At 62.7% G+C, this 25,044-nt stretch carries 27 protein-coding genes; 23 read left to right on the top strand and 4 right to left on the bottom strand.

Going from position 1 to position 25,044, the window contains the following annotated elements:
* The first annotated feature begins 533 nt into the window (after window positions 1–533).
* From B0G71_RS08405 to B0G71_RS08370, 8 genes are read left to right on the top strand one after another with little or no spacing between them, the layout of a single operon-like run.
* Window positions 534–1,052 carry a lytic transglycosylase domain-containing protein gene (locus tag B0G71_RS08405; protein WP_116140985.1) on the top strand — a complete coding sequence of 173 codons (519 nt, stop codon included), beginning with the start codon at window positions 534–536 and terminating at the stop codon, window positions 1,050–1,052.
* On the top strand, window positions 1,049–2,098 hold the full coding sequence (locus tag B0G71_RS08400) for a CpaF family protein (RefSeq protein ID WP_116140983.1): 1,050 nt from the start codon (window positions 1,049–1,051) through the stop codon (window positions 2,096–2,098). Before B0G71_RS08405 ends, B0G71_RS08400 begins: the two co-directional genes overlap by 4 nt.
* Entirely contained in the window at window positions 2,091–2,513 is a 423-nt protein-coding gene (locus B0G71_RS08395; protein ID WP_116140981.1) for a hypothetical protein, read from the top strand. The genes B0G71_RS08400 and B0G71_RS08395 overlap by 8 nt, the downstream gene beginning before the upstream one ends.
* 24 nt (window positions 2,514–2,537) lie before the next feature.
* Window positions 2,538–2,891, top strand: coding sequence for a VirB3 family type IV secretion system protein (locus tag B0G71_RS08390; protein WP_243658127.1), 354 nt, complete (start codon window positions 2,538–2,540; stop codon window positions 2,889–2,891).
* The gene (locus B0G71_RS08385; RefSeq protein ID WP_116140979.1) at window positions 2,885–5,578 is read left to right on the top strand and encodes a VirB4 family type IV secretion system protein; all 2,694 of its coding nucleotides are present in this window, start codon (window positions 2,885–2,887) and stop codon (window positions 5,576–5,578) included. Before B0G71_RS08390 ends, B0G71_RS08385 begins: the two co-directional genes overlap by 7 nt.
* Entirely contained in the window at window positions 5,571–6,374 is an 804-nt protein-coding gene (locus tag B0G71_RS08380) for a conjugal transfer protein TrbJ (RefSeq protein WP_258875538.1), read from the top strand. The genes B0G71_RS08385 and B0G71_RS08380 overlap by 8 nt, the downstream gene beginning before the upstream one ends.
* A gap of 13 nt (window positions 6,375–6,387) precedes the next feature.
* Entirely contained in the window at window positions 6,388–6,672 is a 285-nt protein-coding gene (locus B0G71_RS08375; RefSeq protein WP_116140978.1) for a hypothetical protein, read from the top strand.
* Between the two features lie 20 nt (window positions 6,673–6,692).
* Window positions 6,693–7,721 (top strand): type IV secretion system protein, encoded by a 1,029-nt coding sequence (locus B0G71_RS08370; RefSeq protein WP_116140976.1) that lies wholly within the window; start codon window positions 6,693–6,695, stop codon window positions 7,719–7,721.
* 2 nt (window positions 7,722–7,723) lie between these two features.
* On the opposite strand, the gene B0G71_RS08365 is transcribed toward B0G71_RS08370, so the two are convergent.
* Window positions 7,724–7,990 (bottom strand): hypothetical protein, encoded by a 267-nt coding sequence (locus tag B0G71_RS08365; RefSeq protein WP_116140974.1) that lies wholly within the window; start codon window positions 7,988–7,990, stop codon window positions 7,724–7,726.
* A gap of 75 nt (window positions 7,991–8,065) precedes the next feature.
* Between B0G71_RS08365 and B0G71_RS08360 the strand changes: the two genes are divergently transcribed.
* The 4 genes from B0G71_RS08360 to B0G71_RS08345 are packed head-to-tail and all read left to right on the top strand — an operon-like array spanning window position 8,066 to window position 11,650.
* Window positions 8,066–8,821, top strand: a complete 756-nt coding sequence (locus B0G71_RS08360; protein WP_116140972.1) for a VirB8/TrbF family protein — start codon at window positions 8,066–8,068, stop codon at window positions 8,819–8,821.
* On the top strand, window positions 8,818–9,849 hold the full coding sequence (locus tag B0G71_RS08355; RefSeq protein WP_116140970.1) for a TrbG/VirB9 family P-type conjugative transfer protein: 1,032 nt from the start codon (window positions 8,818–8,820) through the stop codon (window positions 9,847–9,849). Before B0G71_RS08360 ends, B0G71_RS08355 begins: the two co-directional genes overlap by 4 nt.
* 2 nt (window positions 9,850–9,851) lie before the next feature.
* Window positions 9,852–11,192, top strand: coding sequence for a TrbI/VirB10 family protein (locus B0G71_RS08350; RefSeq protein ID WP_116140968.1), 1,341 nt, complete (start codon window positions 9,852–9,854; stop codon window positions 11,190–11,192).
* Window positions 11,189–11,650, top strand: coding sequence for a TrbG/VirB9 family P-type conjugative transfer protein (locus tag B0G71_RS08345; protein WP_116140966.1), 462 nt, complete (start codon window positions 11,189–11,191; stop codon window positions 11,648–11,650). The genes B0G71_RS08350 and B0G71_RS08345 overlap by 4 nt, the downstream gene beginning before the upstream one ends.
* A 181-nt stretch (window positions 11,651–11,831) precedes the next feature.
* On the opposite strand, the gene B0G71_RS08340 is transcribed toward B0G71_RS08345, so the two are convergent.
* The 3 genes from B0G71_RS08340 to B0G71_RS08330 form a co-directional block, all read right to left on the bottom strand.
* Complete coding sequence (locus B0G71_RS08340) at window positions 11,832–12,563, bottom strand: Fic family protein (RefSeq protein WP_116140964.1); 732 nt, start codon at window positions 12,561–12,563, stop codon at window positions 11,832–11,834.
* Window positions 12,517–13,221 (bottom strand): hypothetical protein, encoded by a 705-nt coding sequence (locus tag B0G71_RS08335; protein WP_116140962.1) that lies wholly within the window; start codon window positions 13,219–13,221, stop codon window positions 12,517–12,519. Before B0G71_RS08335 ends, B0G71_RS08340 begins: the two co-directional genes overlap by 47 nt.
* A 493-nt stretch (window positions 13,222–13,714) precedes the next feature.
* Window positions 13,715–14,134, bottom strand: a complete 420-nt coding sequence (locus tag B0G71_RS08330) for an ACT domain-containing protein (RefSeq protein ID WP_116140960.1) — start codon at window positions 14,132–14,134, stop codon at window positions 13,715–13,717.
* Between the two features lie 410 nt (window positions 14,135–14,544).
* Here B0G71_RS08330 and B0G71_RS08325 point away from each other — a divergent pair, with 410 nt between their 5' ends.
* From B0G71_RS08325 to B0G71_RS08275, 11 genes are all read left to right on the top strand, one after another.
* Window positions 14,545–14,937 (top strand): helix-turn-helix domain-containing protein, encoded by a 393-nt coding sequence (locus tag B0G71_RS08325; RefSeq protein ID WP_116140958.1) that lies wholly within the window; start codon window positions 14,545–14,547, stop codon window positions 14,935–14,937.
* Window positions 14,938–15,632: 695 nt separating this feature from the next.
* The gene (locus B0G71_RS08320) at window positions 15,633–16,340 is read left to right on the top strand and encodes a DUF3577 domain-containing protein (RefSeq protein WP_258875537.1); all 708 of its coding nucleotides are present in this window, start codon (window positions 15,633–15,635) and stop codon (window positions 16,338–16,340) included.
* Window positions 16,341–16,839: 499 nt separating this feature from the next.
* Window positions 16,840–17,259, top strand: coding sequence for an antirestriction protein (locus B0G71_RS08315; protein ID WP_116140954.1), 420 nt, complete (start codon window positions 16,840–16,842; stop codon window positions 17,257–17,259).
* A 76-nt stretch (window positions 17,260–17,335) separates the two neighbouring features.
* A complete protein-coding gene (locus B0G71_RS08310; protein WP_116140952.1) occupies window positions 17,336–17,935 on the top strand; it encodes a hypothetical protein in 600 nt (199 codons plus the stop codon).
* 200 nt (window positions 17,936–18,135) lie between these two features.
* A complete protein-coding gene (locus tag B0G71_RS08305) occupies window positions 18,136–18,606 on the top strand; it encodes a hypothetical protein (RefSeq protein ID WP_258875536.1) in 471 nt (156 codons plus the stop codon).
* 277 nt (window positions 18,607–18,883) lie between these two features.
* Window positions 18,884–19,444: a DUF3275 family protein gene (locus tag B0G71_RS08300; protein WP_116140948.1), complete on the top strand. Its 561-nt coding sequence runs from the start codon at window positions 18,884–18,886 to the stop codon at window positions 19,442–19,444.
* Window positions 19,445–19,511: 67 nt separating this feature from the next.
* Window positions 19,512–20,618, top strand: a complete 1,107-nt coding sequence (locus tag B0G71_RS08295) for a DUF6094 domain-containing protein (protein WP_116140946.1) — start codon at window positions 19,512–19,514, stop codon at window positions 20,616–20,618.
* 74 nt (window positions 20,619–20,692) lie between these two features.
* A complete protein-coding gene (locus tag B0G71_RS08290) occupies window positions 20,693–21,145 on the top strand; it encodes a hypothetical protein (protein ID WP_116140944.1) in 453 nt (150 codons plus the stop codon).
* Between the two features lie 276 nt (window positions 21,146–21,421).
* Window positions 21,422–22,033, top strand: a complete 612-nt coding sequence (locus tag B0G71_RS08285) for a hypothetical protein (protein WP_116140942.1) — start codon at window positions 21,422–21,424, stop codon at window positions 22,031–22,033.
* 133 nt (window positions 22,034–22,166) lie between these two features.
* Window positions 22,167–24,464: an SNF2-related protein gene (locus B0G71_RS08280; RefSeq protein ID WP_116140940.1), complete on the top strand. Its 2,298-nt coding sequence runs from the start codon at window positions 22,167–22,169 to the stop codon at window positions 24,462–24,464.
* Window positions 24,465–24,586: 122 nt separating this feature from the next.
* The gene (locus tag B0G71_RS08275) at window positions 24,587–24,952 is read left to right on the top strand and encodes a DUF3085 domain-containing protein (RefSeq protein ID WP_116140938.1); all 366 of its coding nucleotides are present in this window, start codon (window positions 24,587–24,589) and stop codon (window positions 24,950–24,952) included.
* Window positions 24,953–25,044 lie beyond the last annotated feature (92 nt).

Here is a 25,044-nt window from a genome sequence, read left to right as displayed (position 1 = left end):
TGCGCGACGGGATGCCGCACCGCGCAGTCATACTGCTCCACAGATGGTCTCACTTGCGAGCCGCCGGCCGGTCCTTTCCCGGCCTTCTGCGGCAAAGGCCGCAGCGTTTTTCTCTCTTGCAGCAGAACCCCTTTTTTGCACTTCGCCGTTTGCGCCTTTGAGCGGGTGATGCGATTCATCCCAGCATCACCCGCGGCCTTTGGATTGGGCCCTTCCCTTTACGCGTCCTTCATTCCCCTTGCCTTTCCAGCTTTCTTGCAACGCCTTTATCCCGCAATGGACAGCACGCGCGCTGTCGGCTCCGTTCATTGGCCCCGTCAAAAAATGACGGCGCGAGCCGCAGCGCTTTGCTGCTGGCATTCCGGCCATACCGGCACCTGCGCTGCCTACAGTGAAGCCGTCAGTCCTTCCCCCTGGACTGACGCGCGCTGTTGACCTGCCGGGCTGCGCCCCGCTCCCGGCAGGTTCTTTTTCGCAGATTCTTTTTCGCAGCTTCTGTTTCCTTCAGGCAACCCCAACCGGATGAGGTCAACGTGAAGCGGGTCCCGATGATGTCCCTGTGCACATTGCTCGTTGCAGCGACCAGCCGCGCCGACTGCATCGACGATGCCGCGCGGTTCCATTACGTCAACGTCCAGCTGGTACGCGCGATCGCCACCATCGAATCGGGACAGCGCGCGGGTGTCGTCCATCTGAATGATGACGGCACCACCGACATTGGGCTGATGCAGATCAACAGCCGGTGGCTCGTGACGCTCTCGCGCTTCGGCGTCTCGCGCGCAGGCCTCCACGACGGCTGCACCAATGCCTATGTCGGCGCATGGATCCTGTCGCAGAACATCCATCGCCTCGGACTCACATGGGATGCCATCGGTGCGTACAACGCCGGCACACGCGAGAAGCGCATTGCCTATGCGCGACGCGTCTACCGCGAATTGCGCCTGGCTCCGGCACCCGTGGCTCAGCCGCAGGAAGCCGTGACCGCCAGGCATTCCAGCTCGAACTTCATTGCCCGGCTTTTTGAACCCATCGCATGGGGGAACGCGCAATGAGCCGGCTCACGTACGAATACGCGATCGAGGTACTGAACGATTACCTCGGCCCGCTGCAACCGATGCTCGCCGATCCCGACGTGCAGGAAATCATGGTCAACCGCGCGGACACCATTTTCGTCGAGCGCAACGGCATCATCTCGTTTGTGGCCGGGTGCGACCTGAATCCTGACGCGCTCGATCGCGCGATCACGATCCTCGCCAACGTCAATGCGAAAGCGCAGACCCCACTGCTCGATGCGCGGCTGCCCGGCCTTCGTCTTGCCGCAGCCCGCCAGCCGGTCGCCATTCACGGCGATATGCTGTCGATCCGAAAGCACGCGCGCCGCCGCATCGGTCTGGCCGACTACGTGCGCAGTGGCGCGTTAGACGTACTGCCTGCCGCGCAGCGCGCCTTCTCCCCGCGCCGCAATGCGGCCCTGCTCGACCGGCTGTCAGGCGGTGGTGCCGCGTTGTGCGAGTTCTTCCAGTGGGTCATGCGTGAGCGGATCAATGTCGCATTTTCGGGCGGCACTTCGTCCGGCAAGACCACGTTGCTCAACGCGATGATCGATGCGATGCCGGCAAGCGACCGGATCGTTACCATCGAGGATACAGCGGAGCTTCAGGTCCACGCGCCGAACCACGTGGGCCTGGAAGCCAACCTCGGCATCACCATCCGCGATCTCGTGCGCTTCTCGCTGCGCATCCGCCCCGACCGGATCATCGTCGGCGAAGTGCGCGGCGCTGAAGCCTTCGACCTGATGGAAGCGCTCAACACGGGACACCCCGGCTCCATCGTGTCGTTTCACGCTGACTCGGCTGACACGGCACCCGCGCGACTCGAATCGCTCATCCGCATGAGTGACGAGGGGCGCCTGATGAGCATCGCCGACCTGCGCCAGAAGATTGCCTCGACGTTCCGATTCTTCGTGCATGCCGAGCGGCAGGGCGCGATACGCGGCCCCGTCGAAATCCGCGAAGTGCTCGGCGTCGAGCACGACCGTTACCGCACGCGCTGTCTCTTTTCCCGCTACGCCGATGTCGAGGAGGCAGCCCATGCCTGAAACAACCCATACCTCCCGGGGCGTGATTGCCATGCGCCGCGCGGTCTCCCCTGCCGTCGGCTGGTGTCGCGCAGTTCGCACAGCGTGGCGAAGTCTTGTGCTGCTCCATGAACGTCCCATCCGGGCAGTCCTCACTGCGTTGTGGCTTGGCTCGATCCCGGTTATCGCTCATGCGGGCATCTGGAACGGTGGCCTGTGCACCGTCTATCAGGACGTGCTCGACAACGAGCTGCTGGAAGTCGTGTCCCTCTCCGCACTGGTCGGCTCGATCGTGCTGTGGCTGCTCGACGATGGTCGCAGCAACATCAAGACGCACGTACTGCGCGGGGTGCTCGGCACGCTTGCGATTCTCAACATGCCGCTGCTGTGGGCACAGGTCTTCAACCATGGCGCGGCCTGCACCGGCACGCTCTGACGGACACCTCTGAGGACACACGCAATGGACGCACAGCACGCCGATCAACGCGCGGACAGCGAACCGGACAATCCGCTCGCGGCACGCATCCGCAAGACGATGCTCGAACAGTTCCTGCTGCTCGGCATCGACCGTCGCTGGTGCATCGCACAGGGTGCCATCGTGATCACGTTTGCCGCCGGTATGCGCAACGCGTGGGTGCTGCTCGCGGTGCTGGTGACGCACCCGGTGCTGTGGCTTGCCGTGCGGCGCGATCCGGACCAGATCCGCTGCTACACCAAATACAGCCGCCAGGGCGATTACTACGAACCGCGCCATCTCCTGCGCCAGAAGGTCAACGCGCGCCCGAAAGGCTTTGCGCGAGGGTTGCCATGCTGAAGTCCGCCTTTGCACGCTCCCCGTTCGACAGCGAATCGCTGGCCCGCGTTGCACGACGCACTGATGGCGATCGGCGCTCGACCGCCGAACTGGTGCCGTGGCTCTTCCGCTTTAGCGACGCGCTCGTCGTCAACAAGGACTCAGCGTTGATGGCGACGTACGCGTTTTCAGGACCCGACGCCGATGCGCTGTCGACGGGCCACATCCTCGAACTGATGGACAACCTTGTCACGTCCCTGCGCGACACGGCGCGCCGTCCGGTCACGATGTGGTGGACCGTCCACCGCCGGCGCAGCGCGCAGTATCTCAGCGCACCGATGCCGGATCCGGTTTCACAGCAGGTGGACGACGCCCGACGGGCAACGTTCGAGCAGGCTGCGAACTATACAAACCGTCACTACGTGACCTTCACGCTGGCGCCCGAGGTCGGCATCGATCGCTTCGCGGGCAAGGTCTCGCACGGGATGACGCGCGACGGGCTTCCCGTCGCCCGGTCGCTGATGCAGGCCGTGCGCGGCACGTTCTCGGACCAGTACCTGTTCGCGTACACCGCCTCGGAACTTGCGACCGTCGTCGAAACGTTCGAGCACATCCTGTTTGGCTTCGTGGCCGGCAACCCGCGCCTCGCCTGCCGACGGCTGTCCGGCGACCGGTTGGGTGCCTTCATGCACGCCTGCGGCTCGCCCGCCAGCGATCATCTGCAGGCCGTGCCGGTCCCCGACATTCCTGCGCTCGACGTCGCCATGTGCGATACCGAAGTGCGGCCCGGCCACGACTACCTCCATTTCTACGCTGGCGGTCGCCAGCGCTTCGGGATCGCAGCAGGCATTCCAGGCCGCCGTGACTTCTGGCCGGACAGCGTTCTGCCGACCAGTCTCGACGGCCTGCTCAAGGTACCGGGCGAGGTAACCATCAGTCACTGCTTCCGGGTCACATCCCCTTCTGCCACGATGCGCTTCATCGACGGCGTGCGCCGCTATCACGAAGGACGCCGGCTCGATACGCGATCGCTCCTTGCCGCCACGCTGCGCGGCGGCGACATGTCTGGTGCGCGGCAGAACCAGGCACGTTCGGCGGCGGCCGACGAAGCCAACCGCCGCGCCGGCAAGGTCGAGATGGCTGAAGAGCTGTACGGGTACTACAACCTGTCCGTGCTGTCGTACTCGCCAGTATTCGAGACAGGGCCGTTCGATGATGGCCACGCCGCTGACGCGGCATGGACCCAGGCCGTGGCCACCCACAAGGCGGTAGAGGAAGCGCTGCGCGCAGCGCACTTCACGCCGTTGCGCGAAACCCTTCACGCCCTTTCTGCGTTCGCAACCACGATTCCCGGCATGTGGCGCGAATGTGCGCGATGGTCGTTCATCGACACGGAAGCCCTTTCCCGCCTGCTGCCGCTGCGCGGTGTCTCGGACGGCCACCGCATCAACGAGCATCTGACAAAGGAAACCGGCGTGCTTTGTCCCGCGCTGGCTGCGTTCCCAACGGAGTTCGGCACACCCTACTGGTTTACCGGCTTTCTGGGTGATGTCGGGCACATGCTGGTATGTGGGCGCACCGGCTTCGGCAAGACGATCTTCATGCTGCTGTGCGCGACGCTCTTTCGCAAGTATCCGAACGCCCGGCTCTATGGCTTCGACAAGGATCTGTCGATGCGCATCCCGACGATCCTGCAGGGTGGTCGCTACATGCATTTCGACAGCGAGGCGGGAGACGTCCACAGCGACGAGCGTGCGCAGATGAATCCGCTGGTGCTGCTGGCTGATCAGCGGCATCTCGAATTCCTCGTCGAATGGGTCGTACTGCTCGTGCAGCAACGCGGCACGTATCGCGTGAGCGCCGGCGACCGGCGCGAGCTGGAAACGGCATTCGCCGCGGTTCGTAGCCGGGGCAGCCGCACCGACCGGCGGCTCTGGCGACTGGGCACGGTCCACGCGTCATTGCCGGCAGGGCCGCTCGCGGACGAACTGGCGCTGTGGGTCGGCGGGGCCGTGCACGCCCACTACTTCGACAATGTCGACGACAGCTTCGATGACGCGCACTGGGTCTCGATGGCAACTGACCGGATTCTCGCGAGCCCGGTGATCGCACGGCCATTCCTGTCGTACGTCACCTACCGCATCCAGGATTCGCTCGAGCAGCGACGCGCGAACGGCGTGATCGGCCCGACGCTCGTGATGCTGCCCGAGATCTGGAACCTCCTCGACGATGAGGCATTCGCCGCGCAGATCGGCAACTGGATCGTCACGATGCGCAAGAAGCTCGGCTGCGTATGGATGGATGCCCAGTCGCCCGAGCAGGTATCGTCCTCGTCCGTCTGGCCGCAGATCCGCGACAACGTACTCGTGCGCGTGTTTGTGCCCGTCGAGAACTTTACGCCCTCCGCGAAGACCGCCTACCAGCGCGACTTCGGCCTGTCCGACGGTCAGATCCGCACGATCCAGAAGCTCGTCGCAAAGCGCGACTACTTCATCGCCGAACAGGGTGGCGCGTCGCGGCGCATTTCGGTGCCGCTCGATCCCCGCTCAATCGCAATCCTGCGCTCGGAAATGAGCGCCCAGATCGTCTTCGACCGGCATCTGCATTCGGGTTATCCGGACTGGAAGGAACGGTACACCGACGAAGCCGCAGCGCAGGCGCGCGGCGATGCAATGCCCGCGCCCGAGCCGGAGGCCGGCCATGCGTAACGCCCTGCTCGGCCGCATCGGCGCACCGGTCGTCATTTGTCTACTTGTGCACGTCAGTGCTGCCCGGGCCGGTGGCGGCATGACCGGCGGCGCCACGGAGATCACGCAACTCCTGAATCACGCGGAACTGGCTTCGTCCGTTTCGCAGCAGGCGCAGATGGTCGAACAGAACGTCCAGGCGCAGATCACGCGCCTGCAGCAGTATGTGACGATGGTCCAGAACCTGAAGCAGGTGCCGGCTTCTCTCATCGACCAGACGATCGCCCCCTACCGCACACAGATGGCGAACTTCCAGTCGCTGTCGACAGCGATCACGCAGCTGCAGCAGGCGGCGAACGCCACGAGTGGCCTGTTCGGGCGCAGCCTGTCGGAGATGAACTCGACCGGCATGTCACCGGCGCAGTGGCTGTCGGCCTACACGTCGCTTGCCTCGACGCGTGGCGGGATCTACCAGCAGCAGCTCACGCAGGACATGCAGAACCTGAACACGCTCGCCGCTCGCGCGGAGAACCTGCAGCAGATCCAGTCCCAGATTCCGAATGTCACCGGCGCCGTACAAGGGCTGCAGATGCTGAACCAGCAGTCGAACGTGCTTGCCGGCGAAATGGTGGACCTGCACGCGCTCATGCAGCGCCAGGTCGCGCAGCAGATGCAGGACCGCGCCGGCGAGGCGCAGGCCCAGGGCAATGCCGCGCAACTCGCCGCCGCGCGCGCCGCAGCGATGGGCCGGGTCAACCAGCAGGAACAGCAGACGACGCAGGGCGCGCCGGACTTCGATCTGCTGCAGAACCCGTGACCCGGAGGCGACGATGCTGCTGCGCTGGCTGATCCGCTCGCTGTGCATGACACCTGCCGAACTGCGGCTCGTCCTCGGGGGTGTACGCGCGTACCGTGGCCACCGTCAGACCATCGACGAGGAACGAGACGCGCAGTGGCGCTTCGACCGGCGGATCACGCGCAATACCCGCCTGTCCCTGCTCACAGGACTCCTGATCGTGCAGGTCGACAGCCCGCAGGTCTTTGCGGCCGGCTGGTTCGCGCTGCCGCTCGCTGCACTGCTGGCTATGGTCCGCCTCGCCGGCGGTCTGCGCTAAACGGATGTGGAATCTGAGTCATGAACGACGTCATCTCGGTCCTCAATATACTATTCGCGACGATGCAGACGAAAGGAGGCAGCCTGCAGACGCTGTTCCTGTCAGACGGTCTGGACCTGCTCGCAGCGCTCGGCCTGATCATCGCGACCTGGCACGTGTTCCTGTGGCTGCTCGAGGGCGACTTCCCCGGCTTCTTCGCGAACCTGTTTCGCCACCTGATCAGGTGCGCGGTCATCCTGGTGCTGCTCACCGCGTGGAGCACCACGGTTCATAGCTATTTCGTCGACAACATGCAAACGATGGCCTCACGCGTGTCCGGCGGCGACGGCAATCCTGGCGATCTGCTGCGTGCGCTCGTCAATGCCGCCTCGACCATCATGCAGGGCGTGCGCACCGAAGCCGCCCAGGTGTGCGAGGAGGTGCCCGATGTCACACCCGAAGGCGTTGTGATTCCGAACACCGAACATCAGGAATGCGGTGCGACGAGTGACGCAGGGGCGAACTCGGCGGGCGTGAGTTCGATCTGGACGCTCGTCAGGAACCTGCCGCTGATCCTGCTCGCGTTCCTCGCGAAAGCGCTGGCGATCATCGCGATCACGCTCATGACGTTGATCTTCGTCGTGGTTGTGCAGTTCGGCTCGTTCCTGCTCGACATTGCCTTCTGCCTCGGACCGGTCCTGATTCCCTGGTATGTGCTGCCTGCCGGTGAATTCCTCTTCGATGGCTGGCTCAGGTTCACGATCTCCGCAGGCCTCTTCAAGGTGGTGGCCTGGCTGATGATGGCGATCGTCTACAGCGGCGTGCTGCCCGGCATCCAGAGCCTCGTGCAGCAGACGGCGATGCAAAGCGGCACAAACAGTGACGCATACTACGCGACGAACTACCTTGCGATGCTCGCGCTTGCGCTCGTCTGCGGCGTAGGGGCTTTCATGATGTGGCAGGTGCCGGACATCGCGAAGTCGCTTGTCTCAGGCGGCGCTGGTGGTGGCTTGCGCGGCTTTGGCAAGGGCGTCATGGGGAACAAGTTGACGCCCAACGTATTGAAATGAGATCAGTGATGCCTACTTTCGTTTTGATGACTCGCATAGTACGCATTCCAGGACGCATCTGCATCTCTGAGATGCTGCTCGTCTGCCTCCCGAGACTGCTGCCTGTCTCGTGGCGTCCGGCTAAATGCCGCCCACGCGAGAAACCCCACTGCTCCCGCGAGCATCATCGCGACGCCGAAATGCTGCGCGCCGACCTGATACAGGAGGAACGCGGCAAACAGGAAAACTGGCAGCACGAAATACAGCAGGATGATCCTGAGTCTGGCCATGGCTGCACCCGCGCAGCAAGTGAACTGGGTTTCAGTCTAGCACCGCACGCGCGGGCCTGCGCGGAGGCATGAGCGATGGATGAACAGATGCCACCGTCGCGTCCGTCCCGTTCAGACCCGGCCGCCCCTGCCGGCACTGATCTCTTCGCGCCGCCCAACACCGGAGAAGCCGTGGCCGCATGGTTCGCTGCATTTCAGCGGCCCGTGTGGGAAAAGCGCCTCGCCATCAAGGTCGCCGCTGCTTTCGCGCTGATTGCAGCCGGCGAATGCGCAGCACTGATCGTCCAGAGTGCGCATAGTGGTCCGCGTCCGTATTTTGTCGAGCATGATGAAAAGAGCGGCGCGGTGTGGGTCTCGGACCGTTACGCCGAAACGTATTCAGTGACCGCGGCCAACAGGCGCTATTTCCTGGTGAAATGGGCCTCACGCGTGTTCACGATCGAGGCCGACAGCCAGGACACGCTCACGCGTCAGATCCCCGCTGCGTTCGGCTGGACATCGGGTGCGGCGACGCGGGAGCTCGAAACCTGGATCACGGTGACCGATCCCGTCGCGCAGCGTGTCGTGCAGACGCCGGGGCTCACCCGTGAATTCGTCGAGAACTCCACCTCGTTCTCGCCCGATGGCCAGGTCGCGTACCTGATCTTCACACTGGTCGAGAGCGTGAACGGCAAACCATCGCGACCGAAACAGATGCTGCTCACGATCAGCTTCCTGCTCGCGCCCGAGACCCTGAAGCCCGGCGAAGAGAAGGACAACCCGATCGGCCTGCGTATCACCCATTTCAGTCTCACGCCCTACCTCGGCGTCAATCCTGGAGCAGCGCAATGAACGTCATTGCATCCGTCACATGCGTCGCGATGCTGCTCGGTGCCAGCATGGCGACGGCCAACGGGCAATCCGCGTCGTCAGCCCCGCCTGCTGCCTCGCCGCTGCCACCGGGCATACCCTCCATGGCACAGAAGCTGCCGGACCCAGCCCCCCCACATCCTGCTCCCTCGTCCTCCCGGCACCGCCGGCAAGCGGCGGCGCTTGCGGCGATCAAAGGTCCCTACCCCGCGCCTGATGACGCGTCGCTCGTCGTATACGACTACGACCCGGACTACTCGTACCCCGTGCTCGTGCGGACCAGCCAGGAAACGCATCTGGTGTTCGGACCAGACGAGGAAGTGGTGGGCGTCTATCTGTCGGATACCGGCAAGCGCTGGCTTGAGCACACCGCTCTGACGAAGCGGGATGTATTTATCGAGGCGCGCCTGCCCGGACTCGAAAATGCCGCCACCATCATCACGTCCCGCCGGCGCTACGAACTCGACCTGCGATCGTCCGATGACGGCAAGGCGTACCACCGGGTCTCGTGGCACTACCTGGGTGCCGACGCGCAGACAACGGTAGGAGAGGTCTCACCGTTTGGCATCGAATACCCGGGTAACGCACCCACGAGCAACGCTGCCGCGCGGCCGGACCGCGCGACGCCCGAAGGGCAGCCGGCATCGGACACGGCGGGGCCGGACGGCCCTCACATTGCGCTCGATCACGCGAACTTCGACTACCGCGTCGAGGGCAAAGCGCCGTTCGCGCCCGTGATCGTGTTCGACGACGGGCGGTTCACGTACCTCCAGCTTCCGCATCAAGCTGAACTGCCCGCCATCTTGCTGATGGACGACAAGGGGGAAGCTGAGATCGCGAGCTTCGTTCCACTTGGCAACGACTTCTACGAGGTCCAGCAGACCGTTCCGTATGGGTTGCTGCTCAAGCGTGGCAAGGAGGAGGTCCGGATCTTCAACGGTCAGGGCAAAGGCTGCGGACTCTTCGGCTGCGATTCAGCGCGCATGACGAACGTCTACGGGAAGCCGTGATCATGGCCGCCCCGCAACACAACGGCCACAGCGGCGCCCCGCTTACGCCCGATCCAGCGCGCCTGACGCGCGTGCGGCGCGATCTCGCGAAAGTGCTGCTAGTCGCGCTGGGCTCTGCCCTAGTCGCGATTGTGCTCGTCCACGCGCTGTCTCACCCGCACGAGAGCGCCGCCGAACGACGCGCGAGAGAGCAGCTCGATGCTGAGGCGCGGCAGCCCAGGGCGTCGCCGGATGCGCTACGCAAGCGGCTGGAGGACCAGCGCAATCTCGCGATGGCCCGAGCAGGAAACGAAACGGCCAGCGCCCCGCTTGGCGGCACGCCGCTTGACGGTATCCCCAAAGGTGCACCCGGCGAAGACGCAGGTCCCCTTCCCCCCAGCTATCACACTTCCAGCCAGTCGGCGGCGAACCGCGATGCCGATCGTCTCGCCCTTCAACGGCAGATCGAAGCGATGCAGAGCCAGTCGCTCGTTGCGTACGAAGACACGACGCGCGGCACCCAGGACGCAGCGGCACGGGCAACCAGTGTCCAGGACCCGGATCGTCCTGCAGGCCGCCTAGCAAACCTTCCGGAACAGTCTGACGCCGCCGCTCAGACGATCCATGGCGCGCCTGACACAGCGTCGTCTGCGTTACAGCAGGCAAGCGTCGCGAGCGGCATTGACCGACGCAACGCGGACTGGCTGAAACAGCAGTCAGACACGGCTGACGATGAGAAACCATTGGTCCCAGTCCCGCTCAGGTCACCGTACATGGTACTGGGCGGCACGCCCATTCCCACGGTCATCCTGCAGGGCGCAAAAAGCGACATGCCAGGCGTCTTCCGCGCGATGGTCGACCGCGACATCTATGACAGCATCGACGGCACCTGCAAGCTCATCCCGAAGGGCACGCGCATTCTCGGCCGGACCAACAATGACGTGGCGATCGGCCAGGACCTGATGCTCATGGCCGCCACCCGGATGATTTTCCGTCACGCGACGATGCGCCTCGACGGCCTGACCGGCAACGATCCCGACGGCGAGGCGGGTGCCAGTGCCGACGTCAACAACCACTTCTTCCGGATCTTCGGCTCGACGTTCCTGATCGCAGGCGTCGCCGCCTGGATCGGCCACAACCAGAACCAGTCGAACGGCACGACGATCAACGTCAACGGCGGCGTGGCGACGGACCTGTCGTCGGCCGCAGCGCAATCGCTGTCACAAACGACGCAAACCATTCTCCAGCGCAACATGAATATCCAGCCGACGCTGAAGCTCGAGCCGGGCCAGCGCATCACGTTCATCACCCAGCGGGACATGATGCTGCCACCCGGCGTCACTGACGGGAGCTGCCATCGATGAAACAAGCCACCACCCTGCTTTCTGCAACCGTCCTCCTCGCCGGCTGCCTGCTCCAGTCAGCCTGCGCCGAACCGCCGCCGATGACGGGGCCCGTCTACGACTTCGACTGGCATCTGAGCGGAGATGCCGAAGCCCGACCGTACCAGGTGTTCGACGACGGCCGGAAGATCTATCTGCAATTCGCCGATCCAAAACGCGTGCCCGCCGTTTTCGCCGACACCGCGGGCGGCCTCCTCCTTCTGCATTGGCGTGCCGATCCGCCGTACATCATCGTTGATCAAATGGAAAACGCGCTTGTATTCCGCGCCTCAGAGCGGGAAGCACGGGCGCTCCGCGCTGCGCCGTCGCGGCCACCGCAAGCCGCACACTTCGGCGCAGCCCAACCCGCGGTGCTCATGCCTGCCGCCTCGTCGGCAGACGTCAACCGCACTTCAGACGCAGCATCGGAAGACAGATAAACGCTGCCCGGTCGTGACTGTCGTGACGCTCTCGTACGCCACAGGGACCGGGCTATGGTCGACTGACCGCATCGATAGGGTAACCGTTGACCGCCAGCAAATTGACCCGTCATTCGACGATTCGTCACGCGTGCTGGAAACGTGTGCCACTGAATTCGCCGTTGAGGGCGCGGCACGCCGCTTAATTCTCTCCACGCGCGCGCTTCAACTCGAGGTAGTTCTGGTTTGCCTCAGCATCGTCCGCCCGGTATGCGATGTCCGGTGCACTGCGCCCGTCATCTCCGTTGAGCCCCGGTAATGACATGAGGTGGTCGCGGAGATCGCCCCTGGCAACGGGAGCCACCATCAATGGGAGCAGATACGCGTCCAGGTGCTTGCCCTGTGGATTTTCCAGTTCCCGGGTAAGCGATTCCAGGTAATCGTCTTTGCGGGATGCATTCCAGTTAATGGCGAAACCTGCGCGGTGGCAAAGTTCCGCATGGACGAGAAGCATCGTGCGACCGTTGCCGTCCAGAAAAGGATGCCCCCAGGCAAGAGCGCCCATGACCATCCCCGGTTTTTCCCGAATCGCCTTGGGATTGTTGCCAGCCGACAGTCCCCATTCAACGGCACGCTGGCATAACTCCGAAGCTTCGAACTGTATCCGCTGTCCCTTCCCGACCAGTCTCCCAACACCGAGAGCATGGCGATCCTGGCCCGCCCACGGGTAAAACTCACTGAACAGGATCCGGTGAACCTCAAGGAAGTGCACGTACGTAATCGAACCTCTGATGGCGTGAAGATACGCCAATGCCGCCTCGAGGTTCGACTCAAAGAATCCGTGTTCTATGTACTTGAGTTCATCCAGATCCTTGATGCCGTCAACGTTACGCAGGTAACCCCTGGTTTCGTAGTCCCCGAACGGGTCGAACACGCTTGATCTCCCTTATGTGGTTCGCCATCAGTCGGGCAAACTGCCGGCCGTTAATCCGATCCTGCTTCTTGAGTGCAACCAGCAGCTTGCCTGTGAGATCGAGCTTGACATCGTCACCCGCCGCTCGCGTCACTGCCTCGGCAAAATCATCGAGGCCCGAGCGCCGGTATTGAATGCCGTAGGCTTGCGCGAGCCGCTCAACAAACTTCCCGACGTTCTGGGTTGGCAGCTTGTCGACATCTGCAGGTAGGCTGGGGGCCGCGCCCGTTTGTGATCTTTCGGGTTGACCGACATACCGCACCCGGATGTTGTCCCAGCCGAGCTTGCGGGAAATCCGGCTCGTCCCTGCGTCAACGAGGCAGACGGAGCGACCGTTTTCGTGCTGGATTGTCACATCAAGGACCGCCACGCCCAGTTTCCCGAGCGCCTCGCGCAACAGCACGTCACAACCAACGGCAAATCGCGCGTTGCCTTCCGGATCCGGACTGGTCTTGGCATAAACACCGGCTCCCAGTCGAACGAGGCGTCCATCGGCAACGAGATGCTGAAGTGCAGTGCTAAGGTGCGACGAACTCCCCAACCCAGCCAGTTCCCGTCGAAGCACGACATTACCCGACCGCTTCTTCAGCGACATCAAAAGCCTACCGTCCAGGTTCATCGATCACCTCCAAATCCGGGTTACATGGTTCCATTATAACCCGCACGAAATTCCTTATACAACAATGGGTTATCGATACAAATCTTGCCGAAGTAGCAGCATGATCCGTTGGCCGGACGGCACCTACAGGGTTTCGCGCAGAAGCGTTGGCAGTCCCCATGGCGCGGGCGGCCCACGCAAGTGGCTCATCCCAGCGCCGCCCGGCGCAATCCCGGGCGTATCGCCGGCTGGTATTGACGGGAGCTCCGACGCCAACGCGTCGCTGTTGCGGGTGAGGATCTGGCAGCCTCGACCGAGGCGTCCAAATTTACCGTCCTGTCACGTTCCGTGGACAACAGAAGCCGTTGTACAGCCGTGTGCCGGCCCGAAGCCCGTTTCACAAAAGTCGTCAAGCTCGGTTTCACGCCGGACAACTGTGGGACAGTGACACGCGCCGGATCTTATACGCGTCACTGGCGGTGAGGCGCACCCGACCGATCGAAGCCCCTGAGGGTCACGCGGACGCGTCCCGTGCCGCCCGGGCCTGGAGCCCGGCAAGCTGGGTCAGCGCATCAGCGGCGCGCTCAACCGGCACGAAAATATGATCGTGAAAGGCGGCGGCAACGACGTTGCAGCTGATGCTGGCCTTCGTCAGCACCTCAGCCACCGCGGCAGTGAGTCCCACCGCCTGCAGATCGGAGTGAACGGTCAGCGTAATCCACGCTGCCCGGAAAAGCACAGGCAACTCCTCGCGCAGTGCTGTCGGCTCATCGATGATGAGGGTCATCCCTTCGCGCTCACGAAACGTCGCCAAAGGCGCGAGCCGCGACACATCCCGGTCCGCCGGAACGGATGAGAAGACATAGGCTCCTTCATTGAGCTCTGGCTGCATTGACGCGAGCAGTTGTTCGAGATCCGAAAGGGGTTGGCTCACTGTGCTCCCTGTACAAGAAGAGAATGAATTGGGCTAGGTATACTGGCCGCGCCATTGCAGGCCGTACCCACGTTGCATATCGAATCTATAGTGACCGAATCCAGCGAACAAGACGCGATTGAAGGCGCGTCCGAGACGTCGTTGAGTTGATCGCGCCTCCCAAGGCCCAAACCCTCAAACAATGGGCCACCTTCGCAGGCAAAACCCAATGTTCAAAGGCGAATTGCACCGTCCTCGCTGACTCTCCATGAGGTCGTAGGATCGCCGGGGTGCGACGGGACGTGTGACCTACGCGACAGAACGCACAAAATGGTCAGAACATAACGTATTACACATATTTTTAAATTTCAAGTCCTTCTTTGCTATCGGCCGGCACCGCACACTTGGCGCATTTGAGGGCGGGAGCAGCGGTGACACGGCAGCAAGGCGAGCAAGAACATCTGGTCGGGGCAATCGGCAAGGCCATTGCGCGGCGACGCAAGGCGCTCGGCCTGACCCAGGAACAGCTATCTGAAACCGCAGGTCTCGCCCAGGCGTCGCTCTCCCACATTGAACGCGGCGTCACCTCGCCCAGCATCGAGCGCCTGGCGCGGCTCGCAGGCATTCTTGAATGCCGTCTTTCAGACTTTCTCGGTGAGACCGGCACAGGTCCGGCCGACCGCGCCACCCGTATCCATCAGAAGCTCTCGGGGCTCAGCCCGATACAGCAGGATGCGTTGGAGCGCCTGATGGATGAGGCCATCGCTCTGGCAACAAACGCACGCCCCGCCGTCAAACGCCGCTTGCGCAAACAGAGCCCCTGACTGCGCGACCGGGCTGCACGGCATTGTCCCCGAATGGCTGATGCTGTTGAAAAAGTCGCTGCCCTGCTTTTTCAACTCGGCGGTGAAAAATCGACCTCTCAGATCGGTCTACAAACCGCTCGCGAATGCCGGCTAAGGGTAAGACGACCCCTAAAAACCTTATGCGGGAGACGTCAACGACTTTTTCAACAGCATCGGCTGCTGGCTGCCATTGGGTCTTCTTTCTATATGTGGCGTCAACCTGCCCCTCTGCCGGTTCGCGAGTACGCAATGCAATATTCCAACGCAGGCCGGGCGATGCGCGGCCGTTGGGCTTGACTGGCTACCGGTCCGCTTTTATCGCCTGCTATCCGCATTCGCCGGAAATGATCCGGCAGACGGAAGGCATTCCCTACCGGATTCCCGACCGGCACTCACCAGTCGTGCCCGACCATGAGATTGAGTCGCCTGTCGTTATATCACTAAGATGTGCGAATTAAATATCGAGCGGATTAGCTTGATTTTTCGATTTCGCCGGCTATCATTCGCGATTGAAGTTGCCCGCTGGAGCCCATCCAGCATCCCTTGCAGCACCGTCGCTTTGCGACACCTTTTGCGGTTGCGCTTCGTCCCATTGTCCGGACCGCCGCAGGTCGTTTGACCAGAAGCTTCCTTCCTTGCCCGCCCTGGGGAATTACCATTCCCCGACGCGGGACATGGCGATTCCCCTTTTTTCGTTCTGGAGAATCGTCATGAATCAGTTAGTCGAACCCCGCAAGTATTTCGACCTTCATCTGCGTGGCCTCGGGTATCTGTCGCGCGTGCGCGACGTAGCCGCCAAAGGCAATGGCCGCAGCAAGGCGAAACCCTTCCTCGCATGCGCCATTTCCGCGTTTCATGGCGATCCCAATGTCGAGAACGGCATCGTCTATCTTTCGCTCGACCTGATCGTCGCCGGCGAAAAGGCCAGGGAAGCGGTCCGCGCCGTGATGGACGACGCGAACGATCCCGATGTGAAAGTCCTCGTTGCCTTCCGGTCGGGTGACCATTACATCCGGACATTCGAGCGTACCGGCAACCGCGCAGGCGAAACCGGCGCCGTACTCAAGGGGCGCCTGCTCAAGCTCTTCTGGGTCAAGGTTGACGGCCAGGAAGTGTACCGCGATGAAAGTGATGGAAGCGACGACGCCGACACGGAAAACGATCAGGCGCCGGAACGGGTCAACGCATATGTACCGTCCACTGACCCTCGTGATCGGCACGATTCGGCCAGCGTCGAGGAGCTTCCGGGCAGTAGCAATGCGCGGGAACCCGGCGAAGCGCCGTCTCCGGCTGAGCGCACTGCTCCGCGCACCAACCGCTATCCAACCCTGCGCCGTCATGGCAACGCCAATGCCCGTCGTGCGCCCGTCAGTGTCGACTGAACCGTAACCCTCGTCCCCCGCCTCGCGGGGGTCTTCTCCCACGCACGACCGGTCTGCCGGTTTTCCCGGGCGACGTATCACGAAACGCCCGGGAAAGCCGGCGCCGACCACCATGCGCACTGGGTTCACGGTGGCCCGAGCACGCCGTGCCGTTTGTGCCGGAACGATTTCTCCGGCCCAGACACGCGCCTGGCAGGTTCAACTGCCAGGCGTCATGCGTCATTCGCTTCTCACCTGCAATGAAAGTACGCATGAGAGCGAATGACGCATGACGGTTTCACTGCCGGCCTGCCAGCTTGCAGGCCCGTCTGTCGCCACGCGAGGCGACACCTTTACAGCCAGCTTCCGGTGCCACTGTCTGCACGGCTGTTCCCACGTCACGTGACGCGGGCTCCGGAATCACCTCCTGTCACGCCTTCGGGCCTCACCTTGTCCAACCTTCGCGGGGATGCGCTTCCCCGCCCGGGCAGCCGTTCGCCGCGTCTTTCCGGAGAACGTCATGACTCAAGCCAGCGAAACACACGGCGTCACTGCCACGATCGTGCCTGATGAACGCCGCATCGATATCCTGCCGCGCTATTTCGGCAGGCACATGATCCGCGCGGAAGTTGCTGTCTACACCGCAATGTCATCGCTATGCGACACCTATCACGGTGGATTCTGGGACTACATCGAACTGTCCAACGGCGCATTCTATATGTCACCGCGCAAGGATGGGCCGCTTGCCATCACCTGTGACGGCAACGGATACGACGGCGAGATGAGCAGCGATGCCGCAGGCATTGTTGCCACGCTGTTCGCGCTGAATGCGATGGCGTGGTCGACCGAAGACGCAAGCTTCACCGACCTCTATCACAGGCTGCTCGCCTTCGTACCGTCTCACGCGGAAAGCCGCGAAATCTTCGCGGCGATCGACTGACGTCCTGCCTTTCTCTTACACCCTGCGGAACGCATCCCGCTGGGGCGCGTCTCCGCGACTCATCACGGAGATGCCCATGTCAAACTGTAGCTGCCGTGCCGTCAAAGCATCCGTCGACAAGCCCCGCGACGTCGGATTGCACTACTGGCCGGGTGTGCGAACGAAACACCACGCGCGAACGTCAGGGACGCTTGCCCACGCCGCGAACCGGCCCGTCGACGAAGGCGATCCTTCGCAGCAGGTTTTCCGGTGCCGTGACGGGCGGATATTGCCGAGCTACACGAACCGGAGCGTCGGTCTTTCCGCCGGCCTCTATCTCGGCCTCTATCTCGGCCTCTTCAACGGGCGCGACGATCCGCTCGGATCCTCGCTTGTCGACGGGTTTGACGGACCGCTAATCGGCAGACTGCGCTATTGCCACACGATCAGGGCCCGCGATGTCGAACTTGACTTTCTCGATCCGTTCGAAGCGCGCCTGTTCTTCCCCGACACGGCGTACGTCGCCGGGCCGGATGGCGAGGTTCCGGCCGCAAAGATCGTGATGCCAATCCCGCTCATGTTCAACTCAGGAGCCATCGTCTTCGATGGCCGCTACTTCGCCGACTGGACCGTGTTCATCATCAGCGCCGTTCGTACTGCGACGGGTCGCGATCTTCGCGCGCAGCGGCGCGTGTGACGCCGGCATCACGGTCGCCGTTTTCACTTTTTTCCATCATCTGCACCGCATCAGCGGTGCTTCCCCGCGGGGCATCGCCCCGCCCCGGGAACGATGCCTCGCCTCACCTTGCGAGGACCATCATGGGATGGCTGTTTGGTCATGGACAGACGCGTGCGCAGTTGATCGCTCGCCGGACAGGTGACGAGGAGCATGACGGCTTGACACGTCGCTGCCTTCGTCACTGCACCAGTGGCAACGTACTGTGGACCGTCTGGGAAATTGAACGCGCGGGCGTTGCACCAATGCGTTTCATCGGCTGCGACCTGCTCGCATGGGACAAAACCTGCGCAGGCTGGGGAAACAAGGATATGTGCGAGGAGATGGAACCGCTTTACTACTCCTGCCCGCTCGCCTATCTCGACATGGTCCCGCCCGTGGCGCCCGCATGGCGCGAGCAGGTTCGCGCATGGCATACGGCACGCTCACGGGCACACTCACGCCCGCTCGCGCCAGGCGATGTGCTCACACTCAGCGGCCTGTCGATAAAGGAGGCTGTCGTCGTGAGTCGACACCATCGCTCGTGGATCGTCGAAAGCGGCGGGCGACTGTTCAGGTTTCCGCCACGTCTGTTCCGTCATATCGTCGGGCAGCGCAGCGCCGACGCGTGCGGCCCGCAACACGCAGGCTGATGCATCAACGCCGTCATGACGCGTCGCGCTCCCTGCGCTACCTGCCGGAAGTTTCCGTCCATGAGCTTGCGGAAATGAACATGACTGCGGCCTGTCCGCGCCGGTTGCGCATCGCCCTATCGGCAAAACCTGTCAGCAGGGCCTGCAATGTTTCGCTCGGCGGTTCGGCTGTGCCGCTGTGCTTACCGCGCAGCGGCCGTCTGTCCGCACGATCTTTCCCAAACCGCGGGACACCATGCCCGCCAGGGAGGGTCCCGCCTCACTCCGTGGAGGCATCATGATTTCGCTTTCCGGCACGCTTGACGTGCGCACCATCAAGGGCAGCAACGGCCCCTTCCAGGTCGGCGAACTGACGACGTCCGTCGGCGACTTCAAGGTTAAGGACAAGCTGCTTGAGCAGTTCGAACCCGGCGCCTACACCGGCACCTTTCTGATCGACAAAATCTATCCGCACAGCTACGTGTGGTACGGCAAGGTCACCGTCGAAATCCGCGCGAAGCTCGCCGACGTGCAACTGGACAACGACGAACCGTTCAGCGAGACAGGGCGCGAGTCCGCCTCGACGGAGCCGGACCCCGTCGACGAGGAACGCGTACCGGCCGCTCCTCGCCCCGCCCACGCGGAAGAAGCGCCCGCAGCCGCGCAGACGGGCAATGATGCTGGTGAGCTGTATCTGCCCGATCTCTTCGGAACCGACCTAGCCGATGCGATCGTCGCCGGCGAGCCGGTGAAGCTTGATCCGACCGTCGATCGCGGCGTGTTCCGTCAACAGCGCGACCAGCTTCGCGCATTTGGCTACGCCTTCCAGGCGTCTACCCAGACCTGGCTGAAGGCCTGATTCCGATCCACCTTCGGTGTGCCAGGGTTCCACGCTCCGGCACACCCGTGACCCACAGGAGATTCGTATGGCCCTGATCTTTCCTCGTCTAGCGCGAAATTTTGTGAAGAACGGGTACTTTCCGACCGACGCCGTCACACTCGCGCGCATCATGCCGGCACTCGCGCTGGCCGACCCCGACCGTCCCTCGCGACTGCTCGATCCCTGCTGCGGTGAAGGCGCCGCGCTGCAGGAACTGAGGGCTTCGCTCGTTGCGCGCTCCACGACGCCCGATAGGGTTCGCGCCTTTGGTGTTGAGTACGACCGCGAGCGTGCGTGGCACGCGAAGGAAGTGCTCGATACGGTTGCGCACACTGACGTTCACGACATGTTCATCACGGCCCGTAGCATGGGACTGCTACTCCTCAATCCACCGTACGGTGATGTCGTATCTGACAAGGCACAGACGGGCGAACGCCAGCCGGATCGTCTCGAGAAGATCTTCTACCTCAGGACGGTCCCCTGGCTCACATTTGGCGGCGTGCTGGTCCTGATCGTGCCGCATTACGTGATGGACCGCGAGTTCGCCACGATGATTGCCCGCAACTTCACACAGGTCCAGGTGTTCCTCGCGCCCGACCAGACGTTCAGGCAGCTTGTGCTTGTCGGCGTCAAGCGCCGGGCGGATGGGGTCGACGCCGCACTGGCCGCGCGCCTGGCCTGCATCCATGAGGGCGAACTGCCATCTGAGCTGCCGCAAAGCTGGACGGCCGAGCCGTATCGCATCCCTTCGATGGCCGGCGAATACGCTTTCATGTCGGCACGGATCGACGCGCCGCAGCTCGAACAAGAGTTGCAGCGCCTGAAGCACGCCACGCTCTGGCCACAGTTCGCCACGATGTTTGCGGCGAAGGCTGTCACGCCGCGGCGTCCACTACGTGATCTGTCCGACTGGCATCTCGCGCTCGCGCTTGCAGCCGGGCAGATCACAGGTGTGGTGACGGGCGCCGACGGCACGCGCCTGTTGATCCGCGGCGACACCATCAAGCAGAAGGAGCAGGAAGTCCAGATCGAGGAAACCGACAAGGGCGAAATCCGGACCACGATCCTGATGCGCGACCGGTTTGTTCCGACGATCGCGGGCATCGACTTCACCCCCGGCCCTAACCTCGGCCGGATTGTCACGATCCGCTAACCTGGATCATCTTCATCAAACCCGCGGGGCAACGCCCCGCAGGGGCGGGATCCGCACTTCACGGACACGACATCATGAATGATACGAGCCTCCGGAGGCAGCCATTGCCCGCCTTCATGGTCGGCTACAGTCTTGACCATAGCCACCGCGTCGTCGTCGGCGTTCGGGCCGCCAGCGCCGATGCCGCCTGTGCCATCGCACGTGCGGCCTTCGACGCCGGAACATTGTGGGACGATACGCCGGACATACCACTGCTCTACGACGACTACGAAGAGCTTGATGGTCAGGTCCTCAACTTCGACGCCACGTCCGTCGCAACGTGGCCGGCCGCCGATGTGTCGGTACGCGCCGCAAGATTGCATGCAGCCGCGCATCGGCTGCTCGCGTTCGCACGACTTGCCGACCGACGGCTACCGCTCGCAGCGGCGATCGAAGCGTGGCATCCCGATACCCTTGTGCCGATGACGGTCACCGCCGAACAGGCGCGCGAACTGCGTGTATTGCTGGAAAGGCTCCATGCCTGCTGACGCACGAGCCCATTTTTCGAACATACCTGCGCGCCCCTCGAAAGGGGCGCTTTCCCGGAGAGTCCCACACGACGTTCGGGGAAAGCGATCCCGCTGATCTGCCGGCAGCAGATCCGTCGTCGCCCGTGACGCGACACCCTTCGTATCACCCGCAGCTTTCTTCCGGCGCCTTCGTCTGCGCGGCTGCGGCTTCGTTCGCGAAGCCCCGGAATCTTCCTCAACCCGCCCGGGTCTGCACCCGGCGGGTGCGCCGGACATTCAGACTGGAGCGCCCTCATGCTGTATCCCATCAAGGAACTGCAGGACATCTTCGTCGATGCCTGCGTACGTGCACCCGATGGCGAACTCACCTTCGTCTCGGCCTTCGGACGCGATGGCGCCGTTCAGCAGCTCTATGCCTCGCTGCACCTGGGTATCCAGGAAGGCGGCATCCGGCAGCTCACGCTGCTTGATCCACACAGCAGCCAGCCGGTTGCGGTCATCCCTATCGGCGACCCGCGGCGGCTCGACAAGTACAGCGGCCGCCTGCCGAAAGACAACCTGTTCGGGAACCTTGTCCATACCTGGATTTATGACGAGTCGCTCCTCAACCCATCGAAAGCCGCTGGTTCGGCATGGTTGCTGGTTGATCGCGACACACAGGCGCACGACGACGAGTCCCTTCAGGCCCGCGTCTGGTCGCTGATCGAACATCTCAGTCCAATACCGCTGCTGCCGCCTTGGCGTACGCCGGTGCTCGACGCACTTGGCGCTCAGCTCGTCAGCCATCTCGGCAACACACCTTATGCGCCTGTCGGGCGCATCCACGCTTCGCGGGTCACGCTCCGCGACACATTCGGGAAGGCCATTTCGGATTTCGTCAGCAGCGGCATGCTCACGCTCGACTAACGCGCACTAACACGCACTAACGCTGGTTCAGACCGCACAAGCCGCATCCGCGGCTCTCTACATTCACCCCAACCTGCGGGACTCACGCATCCCGCCAGGGAAACGTGCGACCCGCGTCTTATGGAGACGCATCATGGAAGATCTGCAACCCGCTGTCGTCGATAGCAACGCCATTGATGAAGATTTGGTGCCCGGCGATCAGTCTCGAGACGTGATCGCGCTACCGGACTTTATCGCGAACTTTGGAGCCGGCCTGCTGGACGCCGTCCGCCAGCAGAATCCGTCGATCTATGACGGCCACCGACCACCACGCTGGGACGCATTGCTCAATGAACTTTCGCGTCAACCATTTCCCGCGCAACGCGAAGTCATCCATGCGATCACGACGCTGCTCACGCAGCAGGCGCCAGGCGGCGTCATCAATGCCGAAATGGGCACGGGAAAGACCTTGATGGGGATCGGCGTCGCAGTCCTGCTGCATCACGCCGGTTATCCGCGCACACTGGTCATCGCGCCACCGCACCTCGTCTACAAGTGGCGACGCGAAATCAGAACGACGGTGCCGGGCGCACGCGTCTGGATTCTCAACGGCCCTGACACGTTACGCAAGCTGCTTCAGCTGCGTGTCATGCGTTCGAAGCCGGCCGTGCCGGAGTTTTTCATTCTCGGTCGCGTGCGCATGCGCATGGGTTTCGACTGGAAGCCGGCCTTTGCCCATCGCGTCGCCACGCTCGACATGGAAACCGACGCGGTCACCCGCGTCTTTGCCTGCTGCCCCCGCTGCGGCGAATTCGTTTGCGATGAGGACGGCAATCCAATGACGCCCGCCCTGGCGCGGCCAGCACTCAACGAAAAGCGCCGTGCCTGCAGTTGCGGCGAACGGCTGTGGACCCTCGCGCCAAAAGGCCAGGGCACACGAACAATGCGCGAGCTGGTGAAAGGCGCGCTGTTGCAGATGCCAACCGTCGGCGAGAAAACCGCCGAGCGGCTGCTCTCGCGCTTTGGCGAATCGATGCTGGCCGACATGCTGCAGGATAATCTGTACGAGTTCATCAATCTGATGGACGACAGCGGTGAGCTCGTTTTCTCGGACCGGCAGGCGAAGCGCATGGAACGTGCCCTCGCCCACACTGAAATCTCGTTCGGACAGGGCGGCTATCAGGCCTCGGAGTTCATCAAACGCTATCTTCCCCAGGGCTACTTCGGCTTGCTGATCGCAGACGAAGGCCACGAATACAAGAACGAAAATTCTGCGCAGGGACAGGCCATGGGTGTGCTGGCCCGCAAGGCCTCGAAAACGTTGCTGCTCACCGGCACACTGATGGGTGGTTACGCCGATGACCTCTATCACCTGCTCTATCGCCTGCACCCCGCCATGCTGATCGACGACGGGTTCAATTACAACAGCAACGGCTCAATGGCAGCGGCGACCATGGCCTTCATGCGCGAGCATGGCGTGCTCATCGATATTCACAGGCAGGTCGATGAAGGGTCGCACCGCACGGCGAAGGGCGACCGGAAGAGCGTCTCGACGGTGAAGGGCCCGGGCTTCGGCCCCAAGGGCATCATGCGGTACGTCGTGCCCTATACGGCCTTTCTTAAGCTCTCGCAGATCGGCCAGAACGTCTTGCCACCCTACGACGAATCGCTGCTCCCGGTCGCGATGACCGACGAAATGGCGGCCGCCTATCGTGCACTCGAATCGACGCTGACGTTGGAACTGCGCGCCGCGTTACGCTGCGGCGACAAGAGTCTGCTCGGTGTGGTGCTTAATGCGCTACTCGCATGGCCGGAATGCTGTTTTCGGCCCGAACTCGTCCGTCATCCGCGCACGAAGCGCATCCTCGCCAGCGTGCCCGCATTGCTGCGTGACGATGAACCGGGTCCCAAGGAAGAAGCGCTGCTGCGACTCGTGCGCGGTGAACTGCTCAATCGGCGGCGCACGCTCGTCTATACGACCTATACCGGCACGCGGGATACGTCGGTACGCCTGAAAAACCTTTTTGATGCGGTCGGTGTCAGGGCATCCGTTCTTCGTGCCAGCGTCGCTGCTGAAAAACGCGAGGACTGGGTCGCGGACCAGCTCGAACGCGGCGCCGAGGTCATCATCACAAACCCGGAGCTGGTCAAGACCGGTCTAGATCTGCTCGAATTCCCGACGATCGCTTTTCTTCAGTCGGGCTACAACGTCTATACGTTGCAACAGGCGGCACGCCGCAGCTGGCGGATTGGTCAGACGCTCGACGTCACGGTGCGTTTTCTCGGGTACGAGGGCACCGCCCAGATGCGGTGTCTGAAACTGATGGGGCAGAAGATTGCCGTCTCGCAATCCACTTCCGGTGACATGCCGGAATCCGGTCTCGACATCCTGAATCAGGGCGGCGAAAGCATCGAGGTCGCCCTCGCACGACAGCTGGTGAATCAGGAATAGCCTCGCTCATAACTCATCTACCTGAACCATCCCTGCACTGCAGACGGCGGAGCTGATAGTTCCTGCGCCATTCAGCAACCACCCAGCTTCGCCAATTCCCTAAACTTCTGGAGGTATGCAGCATGATCCTGTTTCCTGCTTCAGAACTGCGTCCGGTCCTCGTCGAGGCCCGCACGCTTGCCTGCCGGGTCATCCTGGTCAAGGATCACGGCGTCTACATGATGTCGGAGAAATCCAGCCCGTCGCGTGTTACGTCGCGAAACGGCGAATCCCGCCTCATTGCATATGCCGTTGGTTGCAATCCCGAAACGGTGTCATTCGATGAATGGTGGAGCCTCGCATGTACCGAATTCGGCGGCGACGACTTTGCCGAATATTTCGATCATGACGCCGCCATTTTCGACCGTGTTATTGACGACGGCTGGAATCTGGAAATTCGTGCAGACGAACATCACCTCTATCTTGATGTAGTCCTACGCGATGCCTGACGGCCTTCAGACACGAGGAAACAACAGGCGTCGTCCTGAAGCCCCTGTTCTCGCAAGCGAACAGGGGCATTTTCATCCCATCCGATCAACCT

The organism is Paraburkholderia sp. BL27I4N3, from assembly GCF_003386115.1.
GTDB lineage: Bacteria > Pseudomonadota > Gammaproteobacteria > Burkholderiales > Burkholderiaceae > Paraburkholderia.
The sequence above is the reverse complement of the archived record's forward strand: the minus strand, read 5'-3'. Positions and strand labels throughout refer to the sequence as shown.